The organism is Bradyrhizobium sp. R2.2-H (assembly GCF_004346455.1).
Lineage (GTDB): Bacteria > Pseudomonadota > Alphaproteobacteria > Rhizobiales > Xanthobacteraceae > Bradyrhizobium > Bradyrhizobium diversitatis.
Window position 1 is genome coordinate 392,008 of sequence record NZ_SMBR01000001.1, and the last position, 24,668, is coordinate 416,675.

Sequence of the window (24,668 nt, forward strand, 5' to 3'; positions counted from 1 at the left end):
GGAGGCGTGATCGCTTCGCTCGGAAGATCGTCAGCCGGGGGGATGTTCGTTGAGCGTCGCTGCGGTCAATATCGCTCGGCGACGAAGTTCATTCCGCGCAAGCCCGCCTGGTCATTGTAACGTCCCTTGTCGGAGCGTGGCGGCAACTTGACCTTGTCCTTCTTGATCCGCTTGTAGGGGATTGCCTTCAGCAAATGCGCGATGCAGTTCAACCGTGCCCGGCGCTTGTCGTCGGAGCGGATGATGTACCATGGCGCGTGCTTCGTACTGGTCCGCTTGAGCATGAGGTCGCGGGCCCGCGAATAATCGTACCAGCGACGATAGGATTCGAGATCCATCGGGCTCAGCTTCCATTGTCGTACTGGATCATCGATCCTGGCCCTGAAGCGGCGTTCCTGCTCGTCCATTCCGACCTCGAGCCAGATCTTGACCAGGATAATTCCGCCGTCGATCACGTATTTTTCCATTTGAGGGCAGAGGGTCAGAAACCGGTCGTGCTCCCTGGGCGTGCAGAAGCCCATGACATATTCGACCCCCGCGCGATTGTACCAGCTCCGGTCGAAGATCACGATCTCACCGCCGGCGGGAAACTGTTCCATATAGCGCTGGAAGAAGAGCTGCGTCTTCTCCCGATCGGACGGCGCCGGAAGTGCGACGACGCGAAACACCCGCGGACTGACCTTCTCCGTGATGGCCTTGATCGTGCCGCCCTTTCCGGCGGCGTCTCTGCCCTCGAAGAGGACGATGACCCGCAGCTTGGTCGCCTTCACGAAGTCCTGCAGCTGGCACAGCTCGACCTGAAGCTTTTCGAGCTGCTTCTCATAATCCTTGCGCTTCATTCGTTCCGCAGGTTCGTTCTTTGCCATGCGTCCCTCTTCGTAGCTTCTGCTCCGACGGCCTCAGGAAATCGCTACTCGTCTCCCCAGGAGATGGTCACGCCGATGTCTCCCGGCATGCCACCCGGGAAATCGATGATCTGGTAGGCGATGCGATAGCCGCGCGGCTTCAGATAGTCCGTCCAGAGCTGGAAGATCTCCTTCGGAATGCCGGTCAGCGTGTTCTCCCAGCCGGGCTCCATCTGGTTGATGGCGCGCCCCTTGTCCGTGCACAGCGTGTTGGGAAAGCGGTAGACCTGAACTTCCGTGAGGCCGTTTCGCACCGCACGCTGAATGACGGTCGAGGCGAGCTTGATCTTCTCCTCCTCCGACTTCCCGGATGGTTTGGTCAGCCGCTCGATCAGGGCCTGCTTCTCGGCCTCGGCGGCGGCGGCGAGGCGGACATACTGCTCCGCCTTCTCGGCCTCCTTCAGCGCGGCTTCCTTCCGGATCTGCGTTGCACTGGGAATGAGATCGTCAATGCCTGGCATGGCGGCGGCTCCTGATTGTGGTTTGTTCCGGCGATCGAGGCTAGGCGGGGCGAAGTGCATTCCCTTGATGCAAATCAAGCAATTCGGGGCCGGCGCCGTCACTCTCGGCGCAGTTCAGGGGACAAGCGGTCCCGGTCAGGAGGGAACGTTGAGCGAGCAGCTGCACCCGATGGGCCCGCATCATCTGCCCTTCTTCATTGTCGCGCCCGGTGAGACCGACTGGCTGATGGTGGTGACCGGGCTATTCTTGATCGGCGCAGTTTTCAGCGTCGGGCTGTTTTACCTGTATCTGCACAGCCTGCCCGAGCGCATGGCCCACAAGACGCAGAAGCTGCAGTTCGAGATTGTGGCAGTGCTGGCCTTGATCGCGCTGTTCACGCACGAGCATCTCTACTGGATTGCAGCATTGGTGCTCGCGATGATCGAGCTTCCGGATTTCGGGACACCCTTGCGCAGCATTGCAGGATCGGTCGAGCGGATCGCTGACGGTGCGTCGCCGAGCGACGACGAACGGGTGACCGCCGTTGATACGCCTTCGACGGAAACACGGCCCCAGGAACTGCATCCGGCGGCATCCGGCAGCAAGGTACCCAGCCATGCTTGAGCTTGCCATCTGCTCACTCTTGACGATCCTTCCGGACTATCTCTACCGCCGTTTCGCGCAGGGCAAGCGGTTCGGCAAAGAGATCACGCTCTTCTCCGTCTGGTACGAGCTCAGATGGGGCATTACCGGCTGCCTGATGCTGACGGTGGCGCTGATCACGAGCGTCTTCTTCTTCCATCCGGCAACCCAGAACGCGGCGCTGATGTTCCGGACCGTCCCGATCCTGCCCGAGGGCTCGGGGCGCGTGGTCGACGTCAATTTCGGCTACAGCGCGGCGGTGAAGAAGGGCGACGTCCTGTTCACGCTGGACAGTTCGAAGCAGAAAGCCGCGCTCGAAACCGCCACGCGCAAGGTCGCGGAAATCGATGCCTCACTGGAGACCGCGAAGTCCGATGTTGCCAAGGCTGAAGCGCAGCTTGGGGAAGCAAAGGCCAACTATCAGCAGGCAAAGGACGAATTGGACGTCAAGATCGAGCTGCAGCGCCGAAATCCCGGCATCGTGCCGCAGCGCGATATCGAGAAGCTGCAGGTTGTAGTCGATCAGCGGCAGGCGGGAATTGACGCGGCGACGGCCACGTTGCAGTCGGCGGCCTTGCGAGTCTCGACGCTCTTGCCGGCGGAGAAGGCGAGCGCTCAAGCCGCGCAGGCCGAGGCTCAGGTTGACCTGGACAAGACCTTCGTTCGCGCCGGCGTCGACGGACGCGTGGAACAATTCCTCATTCGCGCCGGCGACGTGGTCAATCAGTTGATGCGGCCGGCCGGTATCCTCATTCCCGAGGGGGCCGGTCAGGCCAAGTTGCAGGCCGGATTCGGCCAGATCGAGTCCGGCATCATGCGGGAGGGGATGGTCGCCGAGGCGACCTGCATCTCGAAGCCATGGGTGATCATCCCGCTGGTGGTGACGTCCGTTCAGGACTACATCGCAGCGGGTCAGTTCCGGTCCGGCGAGCAACTCATCGAGGCGCAGAACCTTGCAAAGCCCGGCACCATTCTCGTGTTCCTTGAACCGCTTTTCAAAGACGGTCTCGACGGGGTGACGGCCGGCAGCAGCTGCATCGTCAATGCCTACACCAGCAATCACGACGAGATCGTCAATCCCAAGACGTCGACCGGCCGCAAGATCGCACTCCATGTCATCGACGGCATCGGGTTCGTGCATGCCTTGCTGCTGCGCATCCAGGCTTTGCTGCTGCCATTCAAGACGCTGGTGTTCGGGGGCGGTCACTGATGACGAATATATGCATGCATGATGTGAGCGCGCTGGTCGCCGCGGCAGCGCTATCGCTCGGCGCCTTGTTCGCATCAGCCGGTGGCGCGGGGGCCGTCGAGCTGAACGGCGCCTGGGCGAGCAGCGCGGATCAATGCGACAAGGTGTTCACTCGCGAAGGCGGGAAGCTTGGCTTCACGGACATGTCCGAAGTCTACGGCGGCGGCTTCATCGTCGATGGCAGGCAGCTGATCGGCAAGTTCGCGCGGTGCACGGTCAAGGCACGAAAGGACGACGGTCCAAATGTCAACCTGGTCGCGTCCTGCGCAACGGACATCATGCTGTCCAGTGTTCAGTTCAGCCTGAAGCAGCTCGATGCGAACAGCATCGCCCGGCTGTTTCCGGGGATGGCGGACATGGAGATCATCTATCATCGCTGCCCGTTCAACTGACCAAGCGGTCGCGCAGGCTTGATGCATGTCAAGCAACTGCGTGCGCGCAGGCGTCAAGTGCCGTTCATCCCCGGGAGGATAGACATGAAATCCAACAGACGTGTTCACAAGACGATCTACGCGATGCTCGGAGCGGCGACGGTTGTGGTCGCTCCTGGCCTCCGGGCGCACGCGGACGATCCGGCCAAGATTCTCAAGTCGATGTCGGACTATCTGGCCGGCCAGAAGACACTGTCCGCGTCCTTCGACAGCGACATCGAAATCATCACGCCCGAACTGCAGAAGATCCAGTTCGCGAGCTCCGGCGAGATCAAGATGAGTCGCCCGGACAAGCTCCGGGTCAGACGCACCGGCGGTTATGCCGATGTCGAGCTGGTCTATGACGGCAAGCTGATTTCGATCTATGGCAACAATGCCAAGAGCTATGTTCAGGCGGACGCGCCCGGGACCATCGACAAGATGATCGACGCGCTTCAGGCACGTTCCGGCACCGGGATGCCGGGCGCCGACCTGCTGCTCTCCAATGCGTTCGACGAACTGATGGCCACCGTCATCGAGGGCAAGCATATCGGGCAGGGTGTCGTCGATGGCGTCGAGTGCGAGCATCTCGCGTTCCGCACGCCGGACACGGACTGGCAGATATGGATCGGGGCCGGGGCCAAGCCCGTGCCGCACAAATACGTCATCACCAGCAAAACACTCGCCGGGGCGCCGCAATACACGCTCCGGATCAAGGATTGGAAGACTGACGCTCTGAACGCCGATGTCTTCGCATTCGTTGCGCCGGCGGGCGCCACCAAGGTCGATCTGGAGAGTGCCGCAATCGCAGAGTTCGACGAGCTTCCCCCTGGTACACCGACAGGAGCAAAGAAATGATCGCGTTTCGAAAAGTCATCCTGTTTGCCGCAGGGGTAACCGCCTTCAGCATCGGGTTGTCCTCGAATGAAACAAATGGCCTCATCGAAGGAAAGTTCTTTGCCGAGGCCCAGGCGAGGGTCGGACGCCCCTTGACTCCCATGAGCTATGCCGGTGTTGCCCGGAGAACCACACGCCGCGCGGTCGCCGTAGGAGCGGCGGGAGCTGCTGCCGGTGCCTACTACGGCTCGTCCTGCGTGCAGGTCGTCGATGCCTATGGCCGGGTCGTGACGCGCTGCTGACAAGACCCGCCGGGGCGAGACGCTTCTTCCGTGCGGCCGTGCTCGGATTGTGCTTTGATGAGCCGTTCGATCATTGTGGCCGCCGAAAGAGAGCATGAGCGGACGTGTCCCCAGTGCTGCAGGCGCCTCGTCCGGCCGGGCCGCGTGTCTCGCCGCTTGCCTGGTCGCCTTTCTGGTCGTCGTCTCCGCGCCGGCGATGTGTGCCGAGCGTAGCGCGCCCAAACGGATCTTGTTGCTGCATTCCTTCGGGCGAGACTTTCGCCCATGGAGCGAATATGCGCTGAGCATCAAGGCCGCGCTGGAGCAGCAGGCGCAGTGGCCGCTCGATGTCCAGGAGCACACCCTGCTGACGGCACGGTTCAACAATCCCGGGCCTGAGGAGCCGTTCGTCAACTATCTCCGCTCCCTCTACGCGGGCGTACCTCCAGATGTTGTTGTTAGCATCGGCGCGCCGGCTGCACGGTTTGCCCAGAAATATCGCGATCAGCTTTTTCCCGATACGCCGATGGTTCTGACCGTGGTCGAAGACCGGCTGGTGAACCGCTCGGACCTGACCGACAACGACACCGTGATCTCCGTCCGGAACGACTTCACGGCTACCTTCAACGGTGTCCTCAAGGTCCTGCCGGAGACGAAGACGATCGCCGTCGTGATCGGAGCCTCTCGCCTGGAAAAGTTCTGGCTCGACGAGATCAAGCGCGAGACGGCAGCTTTCGAAGGGCGCGTGGCCTTCGTCTGGTACAATGAACTGTCGTTCGACGAGATTCTGAAGAGAGCATCGGTGCTTCCGCCGCACACGGTTCTGTTCTGGGGCTTGATGTCGGTCGACGGGGCCGGCATTGTCCATGAAAGCGATCTTGCCCTGCGCAGTCTTCGCGCCGTCGCCAATGCTCCGATATTTTCCTACCAGGAGCCGTTCTTCAACGGCTATACGGTCGGCGGCCCGATGCATTCGATCGGCGCGACCACTGCGAAGACGGTCGATGCCGTAATCCGCATCCTGGCCGGCGAGAGACCAGGCACGATGAAGTTCGAGCCCCTCCAGTTGGGGCCTCCGAAATACGATTGGCGTGAGATGCAGCGCTGGGGCATCAGCGAGAGCGATCTGCCCGTCGGAAGCGAAGTTCTGTTTCGGCAGGCGGGCCTTTGGGAGACGTACCGCTGGCAGATCGCAATGCTCGCCGCCGTCATCCTGATCCAGGCGGGCCTGATCAGCGGCCTGCTTTACGAGCGACGCCGGCGGCTCGTGGCCGAGGTCGAGTCCCGGCAGCGCCTTGCGGAGCTGGCCCATGTTAACAGATACGCGGCGGCAGGCGAGCTGACCACATCGATTGCCCACGAGCTGAATCAGCCGTTGGGGTCGATCCTGACGAACACCGAGACGGCGGAGCTGATGCTGAAGAGCGAGTCGCCCAATCTGGCGGAAATCGGAGAAATTCTCGCCGATATCCGGCGCGACGACCAGCGGGCCAGCGAGGTGATCCGCAGGCTGCGCAGCATCCTGAAGAAGACGCCGTTCGAGATCGCCAATATCGACCTCAACGACACGGTGGGGGAGGCAATCAGGCTGTTGTCCGCTGTCAGCGATGGACGCCGAATTGCCCTGAAATTTGCGCCATCCGCCAGCGTGCTGCGGGTCAAGGGCGATCCCATTCAGCTTCAGCAGGTCATTCTCAACCTGATCATCAACGCGATCGACGCGATCTCGCAGGCCGGTGCGACCGAGCGGGAGATCAATGTGGCAACTGCCCAGTCCGATGCGTTTGCGGAGATCCGGATCGGCGATAGCGGGCCGGGAATTGCTCCCGCGGACCTGAAGAACATCTTCAACCCGTTCTTCAGCACCAAGCCGCAAGGCATGGGCATGGGCCTTGCCATCGTCAGGACCATCGTTGAAGCCCACGGCGGCAAGATCGCTGCCGAGAACCAGCCATCGCGCGGTGCGCTGTTCACGATCCGGCTGCCCATCGTGCATTGACCGTCTGTCGCTGAACTGTCGACGGGCTGCATCGCAGCACATCGCATGCGCGTGGTTTCTTTGATCTTTGTCAACGAAGGCCGGCTTGGCGCACCGATGCTGACACTTGCCTCGACGATGGAGGATGCGATGTTTCGTAGCGGCAAGACCCTGATTGCGCTCATGCTGTTCATGGCGACACCCGTCGCAACGTTCGCGCAGACGTCCGACAAGCCAGCGGCCCCGGCGATGCAGCCGGCGAGCCCGGTCGCGCCGTCTGCGGAACTGCTGAAGCCCGAGCAGCTCGAGGCGCTCGTGGCACCGATCGCTCTTTACCCGGACGATCTGCTCGCAAACGTGCTGGCCGCCTCCACCTACCCACTGGAGGTGGTGCAGGCAGACCGATGGCTCAAGGAGCGCAAGTCACTGAAGAGCGATGCAGTGAAGACCGAGGTCGACAAGCAGTCCTGGGACGACAGTGTCAAGGCGCTCGCGAGCACGGCGGACGTTCTCGCCATGATGAGCGACAAGATCGATTGGACCAAGAATCTGGGCGATGCGTTTCTTGCCCAGCAGCCGGACGTGATGGACGCGATCCAGCGCCTGCGTACCAAGGCCTATGACAACAAGAAGCTTGTCACGACGAAGCAGCAGAAGGTCAGCGTTCAAACCCAGGAGAACAAGCAGGTCGTCGTGATTCAGTCGGCGGATCCCGAAGCGATCTACGTGCCGTATTATGACCCGGCAACGGTCTACGGAACGTGGCCTTACGCAGAATATCCTCCCTACTATTTCGGATATCCGTCGTATATCGGCGCCGGCGTAATCGCCGCGGGTCTCGCGTTCGGTACGGCCTGGGCGATCGGACGCTGGGGCAATTATTGGGGCGGCGGTTGCAATTGGGGCAACCGCAACGTCTACGTCAATCACCGGGCCACCAACATCAACGCCGGCTGGCAGCATAATCCGACGCATCGTCAGGGCGTGCGCTACAACAATGCCAACGTGTCGCAGCGTTTTGGCAACAACAATATCAAGGCCGGCGCGTCGGACCGGATGGATTTCCGCGGCCGGGACGGACAGCAGGTGTTGAAGCCCGGCCAGGGCGCGGGTGAGCGTGCCGGAGACCGCGCAGGTGATCGGGGCGGTGATCGGGCCGGTGCCGCGGATCGCGCCGGAAACCGCGGTGGCGACCGCGCGGGTCCGGCAGATCGCGCCAAGGGCGGCGGCGATCGTGCCAAAGCTGGTGATCGTGCCAAAGGCGGTGGCGATCGCGCCAAAGGCGGCGGTGATCGTGCAAAGTCTGCGAGCCGCGGCAGCGGCAATCGTGGCGGCGCGATGAACGTGTCGTCGGGCAGGGCTGCTGCGGCGGCGTCGGCGCGCGGTCGATCCAGCATGGCGAGCATGGGTCCGCGCGGCGGCGGCGGTGCGCCGAGTATGGCCGGACGCGGAGGTGGCGGCGGTGCCGCAATGCGCGGCGGCGGCGGTGGCGGACGAGGAGGTGGCGGCGGCGGCCGGCGTTCCGATGTCGCGCTGAAGCATGATGTCGTCCTGCTCGGCCATCTCGGCAATGGGCTCGGCTACTATCGCTTCAGCTATATCGGCAGCGACAAGGCCTATGTCGGCGTCATGGCGCAGGAGGTCGAGCAAATCATGCCGAACGCCGTCATGCGCGGCAGCGACGGGTACCTGTGGGTCCATTACGAGAAGCTCGGCCTGAAATTCCGCACCTACCGCGACTGGCTCGCCGCCGGCGCGACGATCCCGGCGGAGGTGACGCCATGATCGGTCTGAAATCATGTCGTCGCGCTGTTTTACCGAGCGTCTTGGCGCTCGCGCTGATGTGCAGCGCGAGCCTGGCACAGCAATCCTACCGGACGCCCGAGGAGGCGGGGTCCGCGCTCGCCGCCGCGATCAAGAGTGGTCCGCGTGAGATCCTGAAGGTCCTCGGCAGATCGGCGGCCGACATCGTCTCGTCCGGAGACGAGGTCGCCGATGCCGATATCCGTGCACGCTTCGTCTCCATGTATGACTCCAAGCACGCGATCAAGGCGGAGGGCAACAAGAAAGCCACGCTGATGCTCGGACCTGAGGACTTCCCGTTCCCGATTCCGCTCGTCAACACCAGCACGGGCTGGGAGTTCGACACCGACGAGGGACGCATCGAGGTGCTTCGTCGCCGCATCGGCCGCAACGAGCTCGATGCGATCCAGACTTGTCTCGCCTATGTCGATGCCCAGAACGAATATGCCGACAAGGATCGCGGCGAGGGCGCGGGCGTCTACGCGCAACGCATTGTCTCCACCGCCGGCAAGAAGGACGGGTTGTTCTGGTGGGACGACAGCGACCCGAGCCCGCTTGGCGCACTGGCGGCACAGGCCTCGGCCGAAGGCTACAAGGCTGGTGAGAAACCGGCGCCGTATCACGGCTATTACTTCCGTATCCTCAAAGGGCAGGGGTCTGATGCGCCGGGCGGCGCGCTCAACTACGTGGTCAAGGGCAAGATGATCGGTGGTTTCGCGTTGATCGCCTGGCCCGCGGAGTATGGAAATTCCGGCGTCATGACCTTCCTGGTCAATCACGCCGGCGCCGTCTACCAGAAGGACCTCGGCAGGCGGACGGAGTTCGTCGCGCAGCGCACCACGCTGTTCGATCCCGACCAGACCTGGAAGAAAGTCGATGCTGCCAAGCCTTGACCACATGCGTCCTGCACGGCAGGCGTTCGTCATTCGCCTGGCGGCGCTGGCGCTGCTGGCAGTTGCAGTGCCGGTGACGCCGTCGCTTGCCCAGGCATCCGGCGAGGTGCGGGTTAAGATCGTGAAAGCGGGCCTGCTGGTCGGGGGTGGTGCCGGCAGCGGCGTTCTGACCTATCGTGGCCGCAACTATCCGTTCCGCATCACTGGCGTCAGCCTGGGCATCACCGCTGGCGCGACGGTCGGTCGGCTCGATGGCCGGGCGTCAGGAATTCGCCACATCGGCGACTTCGCCGGCACTTACAGTTCTGTCGGTGGCGGCGCCGCTCTGGTCGGCGGCGTCAATGGCGTCCATCTCCGGAACGACAAGGGCGTCACGATGGTGCTGCAGGGACCCAAGGCTGGGGTGGAATTCGCCGCCAATCTCAGCCGCATCACGATCTCGCTGAGATGAGGAGCCGCCGTGGAAGCGCCTTATCGGGGCCCATATCCATACGATCCGGCCGCGGTCTACTATCCTCGAGACCTTGCTATGCACCGTATGGGCTCATCAATTACGGGCCGCGCGTCGCCGCACCGGAATTGGCATGAACGAACCGGCTTGTGGAAACGTGAGCGATCCTATAATTCCTTCGGGAGCGACCGTCGAACAAGTTCAATTGCATGATCCCCTTGCTTCTCATGCAGTCGCGATCGCAGGCGCGCTCTTGAAGCAATGTGGCGCGTCCGCGACATCGCGGCAGGTGAAAAGCGGCACCTCACGTGTGATCAGTTGGTCCATCCTCGGAAAGCAAGCTGGTTCTCCAGGCTGTTGCTCTCGCCAAGCGAGGAAGCCGGTCACGTCGCGCCTGCCGGAAGTCCGCGGGACGCTGTCCGCGTTTCGCTCGCGCTCTTCCTGATATCGCTGGGCGCCATCGCCGGCGTGTGGTGGTGGTTGGGGACTCCAGTCCATCTGGTGCGCGCACCCATCGATCCAAAGGACAAGGTCCAGTGCATCTCATACGCTCCATTCCGCAACCATCAGACGTCGCTTTCGCCTGCGACGCAGGTATCGCGTGAGCAGATCGCGGAGGATCTTGCCCAGCTGGCGGAGATAACCGACTGCATCCGTACCTATGCGAACGATCTTGGTCTCGACCAGATCCCCGAACTTGCGGCCAAAGCGGGCCTGAAGGTCATCCAGGGCATTTTCCTCGACAAGGACAAGCAGAAGAACCAAACGCAGATTTCGACGGCGGTACGCCTCGCCAGGGAATATCCCGAGACCGTGATCGCGCTCGTGGTCGGAAACGAGACGCTGCTGCGCAAGGACATAACCGTATCCGATCTCGCCGACACGATCCGCTCGGTGAAGGCGCAGGTCAGTGTCCCCGTGACCTATGCCGACGTCTGGGAATTCTGGCTGAGCAATCGTGAACTCTATGACGTCGTCGATTTCGTCACGATTCATATCCTGCCATATTGGGAGAACGTGCCGATCCCGGCGGAATCCGCTGTTGCGCACGCCGACGCAATTCGCCGACAGGTCGCGGCGGCTTTTCCGGGCAAGGAAATCCTGATCGGAGAGATAGGTTGGCCGAGCCAGGGACGGATGCGGGAATCGGCGTTGCCGTCCCCTGTCAATCAGGCTCGGGTGGTCTCGGAGGTCCTCGACCTTGCCCGACGCGAGCATTTCCGCGTCAACCTGTTCGAGGCCTATGACGAATCCTGGAAGCGGGAGATCGAGGGCACGGTCGGCGGATCATGGGGCCTGTTCGGAGGCGAGGAGCGCGTGCTCAAATATCCTGCCGGCATCCCCGTCAGCAACTTTCCGCTCTGGAAGCTGCAAATGTGCAGTGGAATTGCGCTGGCGATGCTGGTCTTCGGCGTGGCGTGGTTGACCTCGCGTCGTAAGCCCGGGCGCGCTGGACTTGCTTCGTGGTTTGGGGTCGCAATATCGGCGACGACAGCCGGAATCCTGTTTGGCGTGGCCGCCCAGAAGGTGTTCTTTGAAAGTATCGGAATGGGTGGCTGGCTCCTGTGGAGCTCTCTGCTGGTGGCCGCCACGGTTTCGCCGGTGCTCGGCGCCAACGCCCTGATATCGGGGCGTCCACTGCCCAGTTGTCAGGAATTGCTCGGCCCCAAAGGCTATCGGACGGAGTCGATGCTCGTGACCATGCACGGGTTGGCCCTGATCGGAACGGCCGTGATCGGTACGGCCACCGCACTCGGACTTGTGTTCGACCCGCGCTTTATCGACTTTCCTTTTGCGGCTCTCACCATGGCGGCGCTACCTCTCGCGGCCGTGACGCTGCTCAATCGGCCCGGGAAGGGAAGCCGTCCTGTGGCGGAGACGTTGTTTGCGGGCGTGTTTGTCGGAGCGGCGGTCTACGTAGGGTTCAACGAAGGGCCGGCGAACTGGCAGGCGATATGGACTTGCGCCGCCTATCTCCTGCTTGCTGCGACGCTGTGGCGGGTGCGCGCCTCTTGATCGCCATCGAGGCCGCCTCGGAGCCGGAGCACGCGATGATCGGCACACGCTTGATCTGACGCTCCTCGAGCGGGAGCTGGTTCTCGGCATCTTGCCGCCTCTCGGGCCAGCCGGATTGTTCGGGATCAAGGAGCGCGACCGAACCGCTTGATTTGCGTCAACGGGACGATCGGGAAACGCGAGATAAGAGTCCCATTCGAGTAATGGAGCAACGACATGTCTCTTGCCAGCTCTCTTGCCAGCGTCATGGTCTACGTCGATTCCGAGCAGCAGGACGAAGGGCAGATTGCCGTCGCCGAGACGGTCGCGAGCGGCTTTGAGGCCGCCTTGCTCGGCGTCTCGGCCGTCGCAATGGATCCTCCGTTCGTCGCCGAAGGCGTGATCATCGAACAGACCACTGAGGAGGATCTCGAGCGCATTCGCGCAACGCTGTCGGACAAGGAGGCGTGGTTCAGGCGCATCGTTCGCCTGCCGAGTGAAAAGGTGGAATGGCGCTGGACGATCGGCTTTCCGACCGAGTTCCTGGTCGAGCAGTCCAGGGCGGCGGACCTCGTCGTGGTGCGGCGCAGCCAGCTGAAGCCGAATTACTCCCGTCACCTCGATGCGGCGGGAGCGATGTTGCGGCTGGGCCGTCCGATCCTCTCGGTGCCGGACGGCGTCACCCGATTTTCGGGTGATCGGATCGTGGTCGGCTGGAAGGATGCCCGGGAGTCGCGCCTGGCCGTTCGGGACGCGCTGCCGTTCCTGACCCGCGCTTCGCAGGTCACGGTCGCCGAAATCTGCACATCGAGCGAACAGGATGCGGCGCGAGACCGGGTGCGGGACGTCACCAGATATCTTCAGCGTCACGGCGTGAGCTGCCAGCACGAGGTGCGCGTGCATACGGCGGAGCCTGACGCGGGCTACCTCGTTCGGCTGGCCGCCGATGTCGGCGCCGACCTCATCGTGACCGGAGGCTACGGGCACAGCCGGTTGGGCGAGTGGGTCTTTGGCGGCATGACGCAGAGCCTTCTGCGGCACGCTCCGGTCTGCCTGCTGATGTCGCACTAGAGCGTTTTCGAGCGAAGTGGATACCGGTTCGCGTCAGGAAAACGCGTCAAAACAAGAGTCTAGAGCCCCGTTCCGATTCCATCGGAACGGAAAAGGCTCTGACGTCCACGTCCCAGGAGAGTGTGCAATGGACAAGGATGGCCAGGCGGCGAAGAAGAGCGTGGCCGAGCGAAAGGCGGAGGTGTCCGCACCTGATCGGGACGCGCCGGTCGACGCACCGGTCCTGGAGACCAGGCCGGCCGACCGCGCGATCAAGGATGCCCTAGAGGACGACGAGGTGCGTCAGGCGCTTGGCGTACATCGCAGGAGTGACGGCTCGTCCTAAACTCATCGCGCTTTAGCCAGCAGCCCGCCGGCCTTCCCCACTGTCGCGCTCCGCAGTGCGGACGATCTCGATGGTCCGCAACACACTCGACGGATTCACGCTGATCGAATCGATCCCGAGCTCAGCCAGATATTTCGCGATCTCCGGATAGTTGGCCGGAGCCTCGCCGCAGATGCCGACGTGGCGCCGGTTGCGCCTGGCGCCGAGGACGGCCATCGACAGCATTTGCAGCATGCCGGGATCACGCTCGTCGAACTCGAAGGCGACGATCTCGGAGTCGCGGTCGACGCCGAGCGTCAGCTGGGTGAGATCATTGGAGCCGATGGAGAAGCCGTCGAACAATTGCGCGAACTGGTCGATCAGGATGACGTTGTTCGGGATCTCGCACATCATGAATATCTCCAGGCCGTTCTCACCCCGCTTGAGGCCGTGAGTTGCCATCGCTGCAATGACCTTGCGCGCTTCCTCGACACGCCGGCAGAACGGAATCATGATCTTGAGATTGGTGAGGCCCATCGCCTCGCGCACCCGCTTCAATGCAGCGCATTCCAGCGCAAAACCCTGCGCATAGGCGGGGTGCGCGTAGCGCGCGGCGCCCCGAAAGCCGAGCATCGGGTTCTCCTCGTGAGGTTCGAAGTCGGCGCCGCCGAGGAGGTTCGCATATTCATTGGTCTTGAAGTCGGAGAGGCGCACGATCACCGGCCGGGGATAGAACGCCGCGGCGATTGTGCCGACGCCCTCTGAAAGCCGCTCGACGAAGAACTCGGACGGCTGCTTGTGGCGTGCGGTCAGCAGCTTGATCTTGCGCCGGTCCCGCCCTGAGGTCACCTTGTCGGGGCAGGCGAGCGCCATCGGATGGATTCCGATATGCTGGTTGATGATGAATTCCATACGGGCCAGGCCGACGCCGTCGCTCGGCAGGGATGCGGTCTTGAACGCGACCTCGGGATTGCCGAGGTTCACCATGATTTCGGTGCGCGGCTTCTGCACGCTTTCGGTCGCGGTCCGTTCGACGTCGTACGGCAGGGTGCCCTCGAAGACGTGACCGATGTCACCTTCCGCGCAGGACACCGTCACCGACGTGCCGGTCTTCGCCTTCTTGCTGAAACCGCCCGTTCCGACCACCGCGGGCACCCCGAGCTCGCGTGCGATGATGGCAGCATGGCAGGTCCGGCCGCCATGATCGGTCACGATCGCGGCGGCGAGCTTCATGACGGGCTCCCAGTCCGGGCGCGTGGCCGTCGCGACAAGCACCTCGCCCGGGCGGAATTTCTGGAGATCCCGTTCGTTCCTGATCAGCCGGATGCGCCCCGCGGCGATCTTTTCCCCGACGGCCCGGCCTTCGGCCAGCGCCGTCCCGGACGATTTCAGGACATAGCTCTCGAGCGCCTCCGGCTTCCGCCGCGAGGCGACCGTCTCGGGCCGGGCCTGGATGATGTAGAGCGAGCCGTCCTTGCCGTCCTTGGCCCATTCCACGTCCATCGGGGTCGGCTTGCCTGCCTTTTGCGAGTAATGCTTCTCGACGAGCAGCGCGCATTCGGCCAGCGTCAAGACCTCGTTGTCATTGATGCAGAATTGCCGGCGCGCGTTCGCCGGCGTTGCCTCGTTCCGGGTCGTGTTGTGCCCGCGGCCGTAGACCATCCGCTTTGCCTTCGATCCCAGGCGGCGCGACAGAACCGCGCGGAAGCCGGCGTTGAAGGTCGGCTTGTGAACGTAGAATTCATCTGGGTCGACGACGCCCTGCACGATATTTTCACCGAGTCCGTAGACGCCGGTCACGAATACGACGTCGCGAAACCCGGTCTCGGTATCGAGCGTGAAGGTGACGCCGCTCGCCGCGAGATCCGAGCGAACCATTTTCATCACGGCAACCGACAGCGCGACCTTGAAGTGATCGAAGCCATTGTCGATCCGATAGGAGATCGCACGGTCCGTGAACAGTGAAGCAAAGCAGCGGCGGCAGGCCTCCATCAGCCCGTCTGCGCCCCGGATGTTGAGAAAGCTGTCGTGCTGGCCGGCAAAGCTTGCTGTCGGAAGGTCCTCGGCCGTGGCCGAGCTACGGACCGCAACCGCGACGTTGCGTCCGTATTCCTGCTCCAGCTGCCGATACGCCTGTCTGACCTGATGGCGCAGATCCTCCCGGTCGGTTGCCGCGTAGACGATCGCGCGCGCGGCGGCGGCGCGGCGGGCAAGATCGGCGATCCGCCGCTTGTCGAGGTCGGCGAGTAGGGAGCCGAGCCTGTCCCACGCGCCGGCTTCGGTCAGGGCGTCCCGATACGCGGCCGCGGTGAGCGCAAAGCCGTTCGGGACCTTGACGCCCTCCGGCGCCAGCGCCGAATACAATTCGCCCAGGGATGCGGTCTTGCCCCCGACCAGCGGCACGTCGGCGAGGCGTATGTCCCTGAACCAGCGAATGTAGCTCGATGCGTCCATGGCGCATTCTCCCGCGCTGCAAAATGGGTCGGAATGGCGACAACTTTCGCGCATCTCCGCGCCGTCGGTTTGCGAAAGATCAAGTACGCAGCACATGCTGGCCTTTAGCTGTGAACATTGATGACGATCGAACCAGACGAGAACGGCTCTTCGCGGGCGAGGTCGCGATTCTGGCAGAGCGCCTCCGGCTTCTGGCGGGGAGCAGCGGCTTGGCGCGTATGGGTGCTATGCGTGCTATTGGTGATGGTCGTCGTCCTCCAGCTCTACGTGCAATTTCGCTTCAATTACTGGAACCGCGACTTCTTCGACGCGCTGGAGAGCCGCGATCCTGCGCGGCTGAGGGGGCAGGCGTTCCTGCTCATCCCTTTGTGCATCGGGAGCATCACGCTCGCCGTGGCGTCGGTCTGGGGCCGCATGACCGTGCAGAGAAAATGGCGGGAATGGCTGACCGGCAAGGTGATCGACTATTGGGTCGAGGATGACCGTTACGCCCGCCTCGCGGCTGTGCAGAGCGAGCAGCAGATTCCCGAGTACCGGATCGCCGAGGACGTCAGGATCGCGACGGACGCGCCGATCGACTTGGCGCTCGGACTGGTGTCCGCGCTGCTCAGCGCGGTCATTTTCATTCAGGTCCTCTGGACGGTCGGTGGCGACATCGCGCTGCCGGTGGGAAGTCATTCCGTCCGGATCCCGGGCTACCTCGTCATCGGCGTGGCGCTCTATTCCGGCATCGTGACCACGGCGATGACGACGGTCGGGGCGCCGCTGACCCGGCTGGTTCAGATCAAGAACCAGGCGGAGGCGGAGTTGATCACGGCGGCACACCAGCTCCGCGATATCGGGGAGGGCATCGCGCCGGAAGGACAACGGCCGGAGGTCTGTCGTGACCTTCGCGGCACCCTCAAGACCACCATAGACCAGTGGCGCCGCCTGTGCTGGCAATTGATGCGGACGACGATCGTGTCGCATGGCAACTCGCTTCTGGCACCGATCATCGGGCTGGTGCTGTGCGCGCCGAAATTTCTCGCCGGGGCAATGACACTGGGCGAGCTCACACAAGCCGCCGCGGCTTTCACGCTGGTGCAGGCCTCGTTCAACTGGATTGTCGACAATTATGGGCGCATTGCCGATTGGAGGTCGTCGCTGGGACGGGTCGGCAGTCTCCTGCTGTCGCTCGACCGCCTCAACCGGGAAACGCCGCCGCAGCAGGCGGAGTCCGCGACGCTTCCGACCGGCTCGGTCAAACTGCCGTAGAGAGAATGACCTGCTCGGCGAGACGTTTGATGTCGTCGGGCCGGCAGAGTTCTGTGCCGGGATTGAGCAGGGCGGCGGCGCCGGCAGCGACCGCCTGTCGAAAGCAGTGTTTGAGGCTGGCTCCAGATGCCAGCCCGTAGACCAGCGCACCGAGAAAACTGTCACCTGCGCCAACGGCGCCGACAGGCACGATCGCGAGAGGTTTGGCGCGCCACACGCGGTCGCTCGTCACGAGCGCGGCGCCGAGATGTCCCATCGTGAGGGCGACCATCGCCGCTTTCCTGCTGCGCACCAGCGTTCCGGCAGCAGCTTCCCATTCGGCGGGATCAGACGGCTCGCGGCCGACCAGCTCGCGCATCTCCCGCAGGTTCGGCTTGACCAGTTCGACTCCTTCCGCCACCGCAGCAACGAGGGCCTGACCCGAGGTATCAAGGATCATCTTGGCGCCGCGCTGTTTGACGATCCTGGCCACCCTTGCATAGAAGTCGTCGGGCACCCCTGTCGGCAGGCTTCCGCTGGCAACCACGAAGCTGGGAAACGGCTGCAGCGCCGACAGCAGGGCAAGGCATCTCTGCCATTCGTGCTCGGCAAGAGGCGGCCCTGGCAGGATGAAGCGATAGGGCTGGCCCGTGCCGATCTCGCGGACGAAGAAATCTTGCCGGGTCTCGCCGGCGATCGGAAATGTCAGGCTTTCGACGCCCTCCTTGTCCAGCAATTGACGCAGCAGATCTCCCGTGAGGCCGCCCACCGGATAGAGCGCGGTGGCATTGCCGCCGAGGCGCTTGACCACGCGCGCAACGTTGATGCCGCCGCCGCCGGGATCGCGGCGCTGCCCGATGCCGCGCAGCTTGGCGACAGGAATGATCCTGTCCACCGCCGTCGACACGTCGACCGCCGGATTGGGCGTGATCGTGAGGATCGCGCTCATCGGCCTAGCTGGAGACCGTGGAGGCGGCCATCGCGCCGGGCGTTGCCGTCACGTTGTCGAGCCCTGCACGGTCTGCGGCAATCTGCGACCGTCGTGCCGACCGGATGAGATCGGAATACCAGTTCGCCGACGCTTTCGGGGTTCGCTTCTGCGTGGCAAAATCGACATGAACGAGACCGAAGCGTTGCGAATAGCCCGATGCCCACTCGAAATTGTCGAGCAGCGACCACACGAAATAGCCCTTGACGTCGGCTCCGGCCCGCATCGCTTCCTGCATTGCCCTTGTGTAGGCGTCGAGATAGGCAATTCGTGTGGTGTCCTGAACGCGGCCTGTATCGTCCGGCTTGTCGTCCGCGGCGGTTCCGTTCTCCAGCACGTAGATCGGCAACCGGAAGCGCCGGTGGATGTCGAGCAGCGTATCGCGGAACGCGTCGGGAATGATGGGCCAGCCGATAACAGTCCGGTGCACGCCATCCGGCGGTGCACCGAAGCCGGCGCCGATCGGATTGCTGTCGGCCTTGACGTAGTGCGGCGAATAGTGATTGAGCCCGAACCAGTCGACTGGCCGGGCGATCTGCGCCATGTCGCCGGGCTTGACGTAAGGCTCGATGGCCTCGGCAAGCTCGAGGGGATAGTGGGCAAAGTGCTGCGGATACGGGAATGCGTCATTCCAGTACGGCGCAAAGCGTCGCGTCGCCGCAACATCTTCCTCCCGCGTGGTGACGGGATAACAGGGCTGGCGGTTGTGAATGGCACCGAGCGATGCGCCCGTCACCGATTGCCGGAGCACGTCGATGGCGCGGCCATGACTGAGGTTCACGTGGTGAATGGCCCGGTGCAAAGCGGCCTTGTCGGCAATGCCGGGCGCGTTCCAGCCGAGACCGTATCCGAACAGCGTGAATACGCATGGCTCGTTGAAGGTGGCGAACCGCTTGACGCGGTCGCCGAAGCGGTGGGCCGCCAGCGCGGCATAATCGGCGAACCATCCCGCGATGTCCCGGTTCTGCCAGCCGCCGAGGTCCTGCAGCGCCTGCGGCAGATCCCAGTGATAGAGACAGATCCAGGGTTCTATGCCGGCAGCCAGGAGTGCATCGACGAGCCTGTCGTAGAAATCGAGGCCCGCCTCGTTCGCAGCCCCACGACCGCGAGGCAGGACGCGCGGCCACGAGATCGAGAAGCGGTAGGCGCCGACGCCGATATCGTGCATCATCGCGATGTCTTCACGGTAGCGGTGATAATGATCGCAGGCGATATCGCCGGTATCGCCATTCTTGATGCGGCCCTTCTGTCGGCAATAGCTGTCCCATATGCTGTCGCCGCGCCCATCCACATGGGAGGCGCCCTCGATCTGGAAGCTCGAGGTCGAGACGCCCCACAGAAATGGTTCTGCTGCCGGCACGCGCGTTTGAGGTGAGGGAGCGGCTCCGTCTGTCGTTGTCATGTGCCTGCCTTGCGATGGCGCAGTTCAGAGTGTGTTTGGTCCACAATGCTGCTCTTTGCCGATCGACGTTTGACCGAGATCAAGACCCTGTCGGGGGTGGTGACTACCTGTGAGTTCTCTGGAGTTGAAGACATGCGCGCGCACCAGATCATGTCCCGGCGGGTGATGACCATTCGGCCCGAGGCTTCGATCGCCGATGCCATCAGGGTCATGCTCGGTCACCACATCAGTGGACTGCCGGTCACGGATGCTGCGGGAAAGCTCGTTGGCATCATTTGCGAAAGCGACTTCCTCAGGCGGGCGGAGCTCGAAACGGAGCACACGCGCAACCGGCTGCTGACCGTCCTGCTCGGAACGGACCTAATAGCGCGTGAATTCGTCAAGGAGCACGGGCGCAAGGTCGAGCAGGTGATGACGCGTGATCCGGCGACGACCAGAGAGGATGCTCCCCTCGAGGAGATTGCCGATCTGATGGAGCGCCGAAACCTGAATCACGTTCCGGTCATGCGCGATGATCGCGTTGTCGGCATCATTACCCGGTCCGACTTCCTGTCCGCAGTGGCCGGCCCGTTGACCGGCGCACCCGGCTATTCGGAAGACGACAATCAGATCCGCCGGACGGTCCTTGCGACGATGGCCGGGATGCCCTGGCAGCCCGTCGGTTTGAACGTGAGCGTCAGGGACGGCTTCGTGACGCTGCGCGGTGTCGTCAAGGGTGACAACGCCCGCCGGGCGGCTGTCGTGGCCTGCGAGAACGCTTCAGGCGTTCGCGGCGTCGATGACCGCCTGTGCCTTCAATCGACCTGCGCCGATCCGGAGGACGATTACGGCGGCGGTGACTTCGTCTCGCTGCAGGCAGAACCATCCACGCGCGATGACGAACCGTTGTAACGATCGTTACCGACGCCGCGGTCTCGCGACGCGGATCGACCTAGTCCTCCGCCACGGGACGGGTGAGATCGGGATTCGCGGTCCGGCCGGGTGTCGAACGAACCGGCTGCCTGGCAGCTCTGGCGGTCGACGAAATATAGAGCGCGAGCTCGAGGATGCCGTACATGGCGAGTAGCATCAGCGCCTTGATTGCCTCGTTGGTCATCTGAATATCCTCCAACAGCCGATCTCGACTAGCGTTGGGCCATTTCGGTCAGTGCGTGCATCGGACGTGCCTGGTGGACGGCCAGCATCTTCGCCTTCTGCAAGCCCAATTCAGGCTGGGCCAAGTGCGCGGTCACCGTGGTCGCTGCGACGGTGATGCCGGCAAGCAATCCGGCGACCACCACCTTCAGATGCGTTGCCTTGTCCGCAGTGTAGATCGAGTGGTTCATTTGCAGGCCCCTTGCCGGTGCGTGCTGACAAACCCTTACTAGCGGATAAATTGTCCGGCCGAAATTTGGGAGCTTCACCTAAGGTGAAGTCCGTAGCCGCACGAAAAAGCGCGCGACGTCTGCACTCCTGGAGTACCGGCTCACCGCCATACCTTTGCTGTGCCGGCCGACGCCATCGGGCGGCTTCGCACATCGGTTCGGACAGGAGCGGGCGAGCCGGTCGGCGGCAGGGGCCGGCCACCGTGTCGCGTCGGCAGCTAGCGCGGGGCCTGTCGGTCCCGCCCGGTATATGCGGCAATCAGCCCGACCAGGACAGTCACGAGCAACATGGTCACGATGGTCTGGATCAAGCCGAAGTTCAGTGCATCACGTGCCACGAACAGCGCCGTGATCGGCGCTGCTATGGCGAAGAGAATCCGAACGAACCATCCGAGCATGGTGACCTCGATCCGCGGGGAGTTCAGCCGGCGGCCTTCATGTCTTCGGGCGATTCGACGTAGAATCCGGTGTAGGTATCGACGAAGCAGAGGTGGTCGTGAACTTCCTTGACCCCGGCAGTGCTCTCGGCGGCAACGATTGCGGCCCGACGCGCCTCGTCGGTGGTGACGAGGCCGTGCAGATGCACGACGCCATTGCGGACATTCACCTCGAAGCCGATCGGACGCCAGTCCGTGCCGTTGACCGCGCGCGTGATGCGCTCGCGAATGTGCTCGTCATCGGCGGTCGGATCCGGAATTTCGTGCAGGAGGCTCGCCACGGCCTGCAGCAGGTTCGTCCTCGTGACGATCCCGACGGGCGCCTTGCCCCGCAATACGGGGACGCGCTTGATGTCGTTCTTCTCCATCAGGTCGACCAGTTCGGCCAGATCCGTGTCTTCCTGCACCGAGACGACCTGCTTCGTCATGACGTCCTCGACCTTGCGACCGCGCTCGTGAACGAACTCGGCAGCCGCGCGTCCTGGTCCCATGAAGAACTTCAGCCAGGCGGCGTGCCTGCGGCCGGTTCCGATCTCGCTACGCCGGAGGAAGTCGCTTTCCGAGACCACGCCGACGAGATTGCCGGCATCGTCGATGACGGGCAGGCCGCTGATGTGCATTCGGAGCATGATCCTGGCCGCCTCCTCGATCGTCGTGTGCGGCGTTACGGCAACGAGGTCCTTCGTCATGATATGATGCGCGCGCATGGTGTGTCCTCGAGTTCGCTGGCGAATGTCCTGGGTGAGGCGAGGCTGCGGCTGTCGCAGCCTCGCGTCGGCGGCCGTCAGGCGGCCTTCACGCTGATGGTCTTGGCCGGCTTCTGGGCTTCTTCGGTCTTGGGAAGGACGACCTTGAGCACGCCGTTCTTGAACGTCGCCTCGATCTTGTCGGCGTTGACGCCGTCGGGGAGCGCGAAGTAGCGCTCGAACGAGCCGTAGCGGCGCTCGGAGACGTAGTAGTCCTTCTTCTTCTCTTCGGTCTCTTCCTTCTTCTCGCCTCTGATGGTGAGACCTCCGTTGACGAGCTTGACGTCGATGTTCTTCTCGTCGAGGCCGGGAAGCTCAGCCGTGATCTCGTAGGCCTTGTCGCTTTCGGCGACGTCGACGGCCGGCGCATTGAAGTTCTTGGACAGATCGCGCTCCAGCCGGGCAAGCGAGCGGAACGGCCGTTTCCAGAAGCCGTTGCCGAAATCGTCGAAGATCTGGTCGATTTCGTTTCTCAGCGCCTGGAACGGCTGCCATGCCTCGCCGGCAGCTGCCGGGGCGGTGGACGTCTTGGTGACAGGAAGTTTGGTTTCGGTCGCCATGATCATTTCTCCTTCGAGTTGACCATTCCGGTCGCTGGAAAGAATAGCCATGGCGCGTCGTGCGCTGGTTGATTTCGCTCAAACTCGACAACCTCGCATGCGAGATCAGACGTGTCGGCAGGTCATGGGATGATCATGCCCAATGCGGCTGTGGAACTCGTCGTTCCACATCCGACGTCCCGCAATACGGGCAGATACATGGACGTTTCTCGATGGCCGGGGCAGTCGAGAGTGATGGACCCTCATGAATCCGGTCGTTTTGGCAACCATTGGTCGCCAAATTTCACGTAGGAGCGCTTCACCGCAGCCCAGGCCGTGCGGTGAGCGATCTCTTCCTGCCGGAGGTCCCCGGCATGCGAGGCAAAGGAATGGTTGAATGCCTCCCGGTAGATGTCCAGGGCATGAGGCGGCAAATGGTGCCGCACGCCAGGGGGAAGGTCCTTGTTCGAGCGATAGGGCATCGCCGCAGGGCCTGCGGCTGCTACATCGCCATGTCGGGCTCGGGCATCCGCTCGCGCTTCGGCTCCGGAATCTCCGTCATCGTCGCCTCCGTCAGAAGAAGCACGCTTGCGACGGACACCGCATTTTCGAGCGCGATCCGTACGACCTTCACGGGATCGACGATGCCGGCTTCCACCAGGTCGACATAGACCTTCCGGGCGGCATCGAAGCCGGAATTGCCTTCGCTCGCCAGCATCCTGGCAACGACGACGCCGCCATCGGTTGCGGAATTTTCGGCGATCTGGCGTGCGGGAGCTTCGAGCGCGCGCTTCAGGATCTGCACGCCCGTTCGTTCGTCGCCCTCGCAGGTGGCCTCCTCCTTGGCCACCGCCGCGATCGTGCGGAGCAGGGCAAGCCCGCCGCCCGGCACGATGCCCTCGGCCACGGCAGCTTTGGTCGAGCTGATCGCATCGTCGAGCGCCTCCTTCTTCGCCTTCATCTCGGCTTCGGTCGGTGCTCCCACCCGGATGACGGCGACGCCACCCGACAGCTTGGCGAGGCGCTCTTCGAGCTTCTCGCGGTCGTAGTCGCTGGTCGTCTTCTCGATCTCGACGCGGATTTGCGCGAGCCGCGCGTCGATACGGGCGCGATCGCCGCCACTCCCGATCAGGGTGGTATTCTCCTTGTCGGCGACCACCCGTGCGGCGCGACCGAGCTGCTGGAGGGTGGCACTTTCGAGCTTGAGCCCGATCTCCTCCGAGATCACCTGCGCGCCGGTGAGGATGGCAATATCTTCCAGCATGGCCTTGCGCCGGTCGCCGAAGCCGGGTGCCTTGACCGCGCAAGCCTTGAGCACGCCGCGAAGCTGATTGACGATGAGCGTCGCCAGCGCTTCGCCCTCGATGTCCTCGGCGACGATCAGAAGCGGACGGCCGCTCTTGGCGACCTGCTCGAGCAGGGGAACCAGATCGCGCAGGGCGCCGATCTTGTGGTCACAGAGCAGCACATAGGGGTCCTGCAGCACGGCTTCCATGCGGTCGGCATCCGTGACGAAGTAGGGCGACAGGAAGCCGCGGTCGAACTTCATGCCTTCCACGACCTCCAGCAGCGTCTCGGTGGTCTTGGACTCCTCCACCGAGATCACGCCGTCACCGCCGACCTTCTCGATCGCATCCGCCACCAGCTCGCCGATGGAGATGTCGTTGTGCGCCGAGATCGTGGCGACCTGGACCTTTTCCGCCCTGGTCTTCACCGGTTTCGCCATGGCATGCAGGGCGGCGATGGCAGCCTGTGTCCCGCGATCGAGGCCGCGTTTGAGATCGATCGCGCTCGCGCCGGCGACGACGTTCCGGACGCCGTCTGCAAGGATGGCATGGGCCAGGATGGTCGACGTGCTGGTGCCGTCGCCAACGACATCGCCGGTCTTCTCGGCGGCCTGCCGCAGCACCTGGGCGCCCAGGTTCTCTTCTGCGTCCTTGAGATCGAATTCCTTGGCAATGGTGACCCCATCGTTGCACACGATGGGCGCGCCCCACGACTTCTGGATCAGGACGGATTTCGACTTCGGGCCGAGCGTGACGCGCACGGCATCGGCGAGAAGGGACGCGCCGCGCAAGACTTTCTCACGAGCCGCCGAGTGAAACAGGACCTGCTTGTGCGCCATTTCTCATGTCCTCTGCTTTGCTGCCGCTGCCCACGCGATTTTGCGGGCCAGTTTGGACGAGTGAGCTGCGGCCGGATTGATCTTCGTCAACGTGCGCATGCCGGCGTCGAAGCCCCAGGA

General features: G+C 63.3%; 26 protein-coding genes. 14 read left to right on the plus strand and 12 right to left on the minus strand.

Features of this window, described 5'->3' with window-relative positions:
• Positions 1 to 65: 65 nt before the first annotated feature.
• Both ppk2 and EDE08_RS01895 read right to left on the minus strand, forming a co-directional pair.
• Positions 66 to 866 carry a polyphosphate kinase 2 gene (ppk2, locus tag EDE08_RS01890; RefSeq protein ID WP_131866620.1) on the minus strand — a complete coding sequence of 267 codons (801 nt, stop codon included), beginning with the start codon at positions 864 to 866 and terminating at the stop codon, positions 66 to 68.
• A gap of 44 nt (positions 867 to 910) precedes the next feature.
• Positions 911 to 1,366 (minus strand): hypothetical protein, encoded by a 456-nt coding sequence (locus EDE08_RS01895; RefSeq protein WP_131866622.1) that lies wholly within the window; start codon positions 1,364 to 1,366, stop codon positions 911 to 913.
• Positions 1,367 to 1,514: 148 nt separating this feature from the next.
• On the opposite strand from EDE08_RS01895, the gene EDE08_RS01900 reads away from it, so the two are divergent.
• From EDE08_RS01900 to EDE08_RS38185, 12 genes are all read left to right on the plus strand, one after another.
• Positions 1,515 to 1,970 carry a hypothetical protein gene (locus tag EDE08_RS01900; protein ID WP_131866624.1) on the plus strand — a complete coding sequence of 152 codons (456 nt, stop codon included), beginning with the start codon at positions 1,515 to 1,517 and terminating at the stop codon, positions 1,968 to 1,970.
• Positions 1,963 to 3,198 (plus strand): HlyD family secretion protein, encoded by a 1,236-nt coding sequence (locus EDE08_RS01905; protein ID WP_131866626.1) that lies wholly within the window; start codon positions 1,963 to 1,965, stop codon positions 3,196 to 3,198. The genes EDE08_RS01900 and EDE08_RS01905 overlap by 8 nt, the downstream gene beginning before the upstream one ends.
• A gap of 14 nt (positions 3,199 to 3,212) precedes the next feature.
• Positions 3,213 to 3,629: a hypothetical protein gene (locus EDE08_RS01910; RefSeq protein ID WP_131866628.1), complete on the plus strand. Its 417-nt coding sequence runs from the start codon at positions 3,213 to 3,215 to the stop codon at positions 3,627 to 3,629.
• A gap of 84 nt (positions 3,630 to 3,713) precedes the next feature.
• The gene (locus EDE08_RS01915) at positions 3,714 to 4,505 is read left to right on the plus strand and encodes a DUF2092 domain-containing protein (protein ID WP_131866630.1); all 792 of its coding nucleotides are present in this window, start codon (positions 3,714 to 3,716) and stop codon (positions 4,503 to 4,505) included.
• Positions 4,502 to 4,786, plus strand: coding sequence for a hypothetical protein (locus EDE08_RS01920; protein ID WP_131866632.1), 285 nt, complete (start codon positions 4,502 to 4,504; stop codon positions 4,784 to 4,786). Before EDE08_RS01915 ends, EDE08_RS01920 begins: the two co-directional genes overlap by 4 nt.
• 94 nt (positions 4,787 to 4,880) lie before the next feature.
• Entirely contained in the window at positions 4,881 to 6,764 is a 1,884-nt protein-coding gene (locus EDE08_RS01925) for a sensor histidine kinase (RefSeq protein ID WP_131866634.1), read from the plus strand.
• 129 nt (positions 6,765 to 6,893) lie between these two features.
• A complete protein-coding gene (locus tag EDE08_RS01930; protein ID WP_165935718.1) occupies positions 6,894 to 8,528 on the plus strand; it encodes a DUF3300 domain-containing protein in 1,635 nt (544 codons plus the stop codon).
• Positions 8,525 to 9,439 (plus strand): DUF2950 domain-containing protein, encoded by a 915-nt coding sequence (locus tag EDE08_RS01935; protein WP_131866638.1) that lies wholly within the window; start codon positions 8,525 to 8,527, stop codon positions 9,437 to 9,439. The genes EDE08_RS01930 and EDE08_RS01935 overlap by 4 nt, the downstream gene beginning before the upstream one ends.
• Positions 9,423 to 9,890 carry a hypothetical protein gene (locus EDE08_RS01940; protein WP_131866640.1) on the plus strand — a complete coding sequence of 156 codons (468 nt, stop codon included), beginning with the start codon at positions 9,423 to 9,425 and terminating at the stop codon, positions 9,888 to 9,890. The genes EDE08_RS01935 and EDE08_RS01940 overlap by 17 nt, the downstream gene beginning before the upstream one ends.
• Before the next feature lie 450 nt (positions 9,891 to 10,340).
• A complete protein-coding gene (locus EDE08_RS01945) occupies positions 10,341 to 11,906 on the plus strand; it encodes a glycoside hydrolase family 17 protein (RefSeq protein ID WP_131867420.1) in 1,566 nt (521 codons plus the stop codon).
• Positions 11,907 to 12,122: 216 nt separating this feature from the next.
• Positions 12,123 to 12,956, plus strand: a complete 834-nt coding sequence (locus EDE08_RS01950; protein ID WP_131866642.1) for a universal stress protein — start codon at positions 12,123 to 12,125, stop codon at positions 12,954 to 12,956.
• 127 nt (positions 12,957 to 13,083) lie between these two features.
• Complete coding sequence (locus tag EDE08_RS38185) at positions 13,084 to 13,281, plus strand: hypothetical protein (RefSeq protein ID WP_165935690.1); 198 nt, start codon at positions 13,084 to 13,086, stop codon at positions 13,279 to 13,281.
• 12 nt (positions 13,282 to 13,293) lie between these two features.
• Here EDE08_RS38185 and ppsA read toward each other — a convergent pair whose 3' ends face one another.
• Complete coding sequence (ppsA, locus tag EDE08_RS01960) at positions 13,294 to 15,714, minus strand: phosphoenolpyruvate synthase (protein ID WP_131866646.1); 2,421 nt, start codon at positions 15,712 to 15,714, stop codon at positions 13,294 to 13,296.
• A 120-nt stretch (positions 15,715 to 15,834) separates the two neighbouring features.
• On the opposite strand from ppsA, the gene EDE08_RS01965 reads away from it, so the two are divergent.
• The gene (locus tag EDE08_RS01965) at positions 15,835 to 16,968 is read left to right on the plus strand and encodes an SbmA/BacA-like family transporter (RefSeq protein WP_131866648.1); all 1,134 of its coding nucleotides are present in this window, start codon (positions 15,835 to 15,837) and stop codon (positions 16,966 to 16,968) included.
• Here EDE08_RS01965 and EDE08_RS01970 read toward each other — a convergent pair.
• Entirely contained in the window at positions 16,955 to 17,896 is a 942-nt protein-coding gene (locus tag EDE08_RS01970; RefSeq protein WP_131866650.1) for a 1-phosphofructokinase family hexose kinase, read from the minus strand. The genes EDE08_RS01965 and EDE08_RS01970 overlap by 14 nt on opposite strands.
• Before the next feature lie 4 nt (positions 17,897 to 17,900).
• A complete protein-coding gene (locus tag EDE08_RS01975) occupies positions 17,901 to 19,337 on the minus strand; it encodes a GH1 family beta-glucosidase (protein ID WP_131866652.1) in 1,437 nt (478 codons plus the stop codon).
• A 45-nt stretch (positions 19,338 to 19,382) separates the two neighbouring features.
• On the opposite strand from EDE08_RS01975, the gene EDE08_RS01980 reads away from it, so the two are divergent.
• Entirely contained in the window at positions 19,383 to 20,228 is an 846-nt protein-coding gene (locus EDE08_RS01980; RefSeq protein ID WP_245524672.1) for a CBS domain-containing protein, read from the plus strand.
• Between the two features lie 40 nt (positions 20,229 to 20,268).
• On the opposite strand, the gene EDE08_RS38190 is transcribed toward EDE08_RS01980, so the two are convergent.
• The 7 genes from EDE08_RS38190 to groL all read right to left on the minus strand — a co-directional run bounded on the left by EDE08_RS38190 (position 20,269) and on the right by groL (position 24,548).
• Positions 20,269 to 20,433, minus strand: coding sequence for a hypothetical protein (locus EDE08_RS38190; protein WP_165935689.1), 165 nt, complete (start codon positions 20,431 to 20,433; stop codon positions 20,269 to 20,271).
• Positions 20,434 to 20,461: 28 nt separating this feature from the next.
• Positions 20,462 to 20,662, minus strand: coding sequence for a hypothetical protein (locus EDE08_RS01985; protein WP_131866654.1), 201 nt, complete (start codon positions 20,660 to 20,662; stop codon positions 20,462 to 20,464).
• Between the two features lie 257 nt (positions 20,663 to 20,919).
• A complete protein-coding gene (locus tag EDE08_RS01990) occupies positions 20,920 to 21,099 on the minus strand; it encodes a hypothetical protein (protein WP_061878337.1) in 180 nt (59 codons plus the stop codon).
• A 23-nt stretch (positions 21,100 to 21,122) separates the two neighbouring features.
• On the minus strand, positions 21,123 to 21,845 hold the full coding sequence (locus tag EDE08_RS01995) for a CBS domain-containing protein (protein ID WP_131866656.1): 723 nt from the start codon (positions 21,843 to 21,845) through the stop codon (positions 21,123 to 21,125).
• Positions 21,846 to 21,922: 77 nt separating this feature from the next.
• Complete coding sequence (locus EDE08_RS02000) at positions 21,923 to 22,444, minus strand: Hsp20/alpha crystallin family protein (protein ID WP_131866658.1); 522 nt, start codon at positions 22,442 to 22,444, stop codon at positions 21,923 to 21,925.
• Positions 22,445 to 22,686: 242 nt separating this feature from the next.
• Positions 22,687 to 22,905 (minus strand): ChaB family protein, encoded by a 219-nt coding sequence (locus EDE08_RS02005; RefSeq protein WP_131866660.1) that lies wholly within the window; start codon positions 22,903 to 22,905, stop codon positions 22,687 to 22,689.
• A gap of 20 nt (positions 22,906 to 22,925) precedes the next feature.
• Positions 22,926 to 24,548, minus strand: coding sequence for a chaperonin GroEL (groL, locus tag EDE08_RS02010; RefSeq protein WP_131866662.1), 1,623 nt, complete (start codon positions 24,546 to 24,548; stop codon positions 22,926 to 22,928).
• Positions 24,549 to 24,668: the final 120 nt, after the last annotated feature.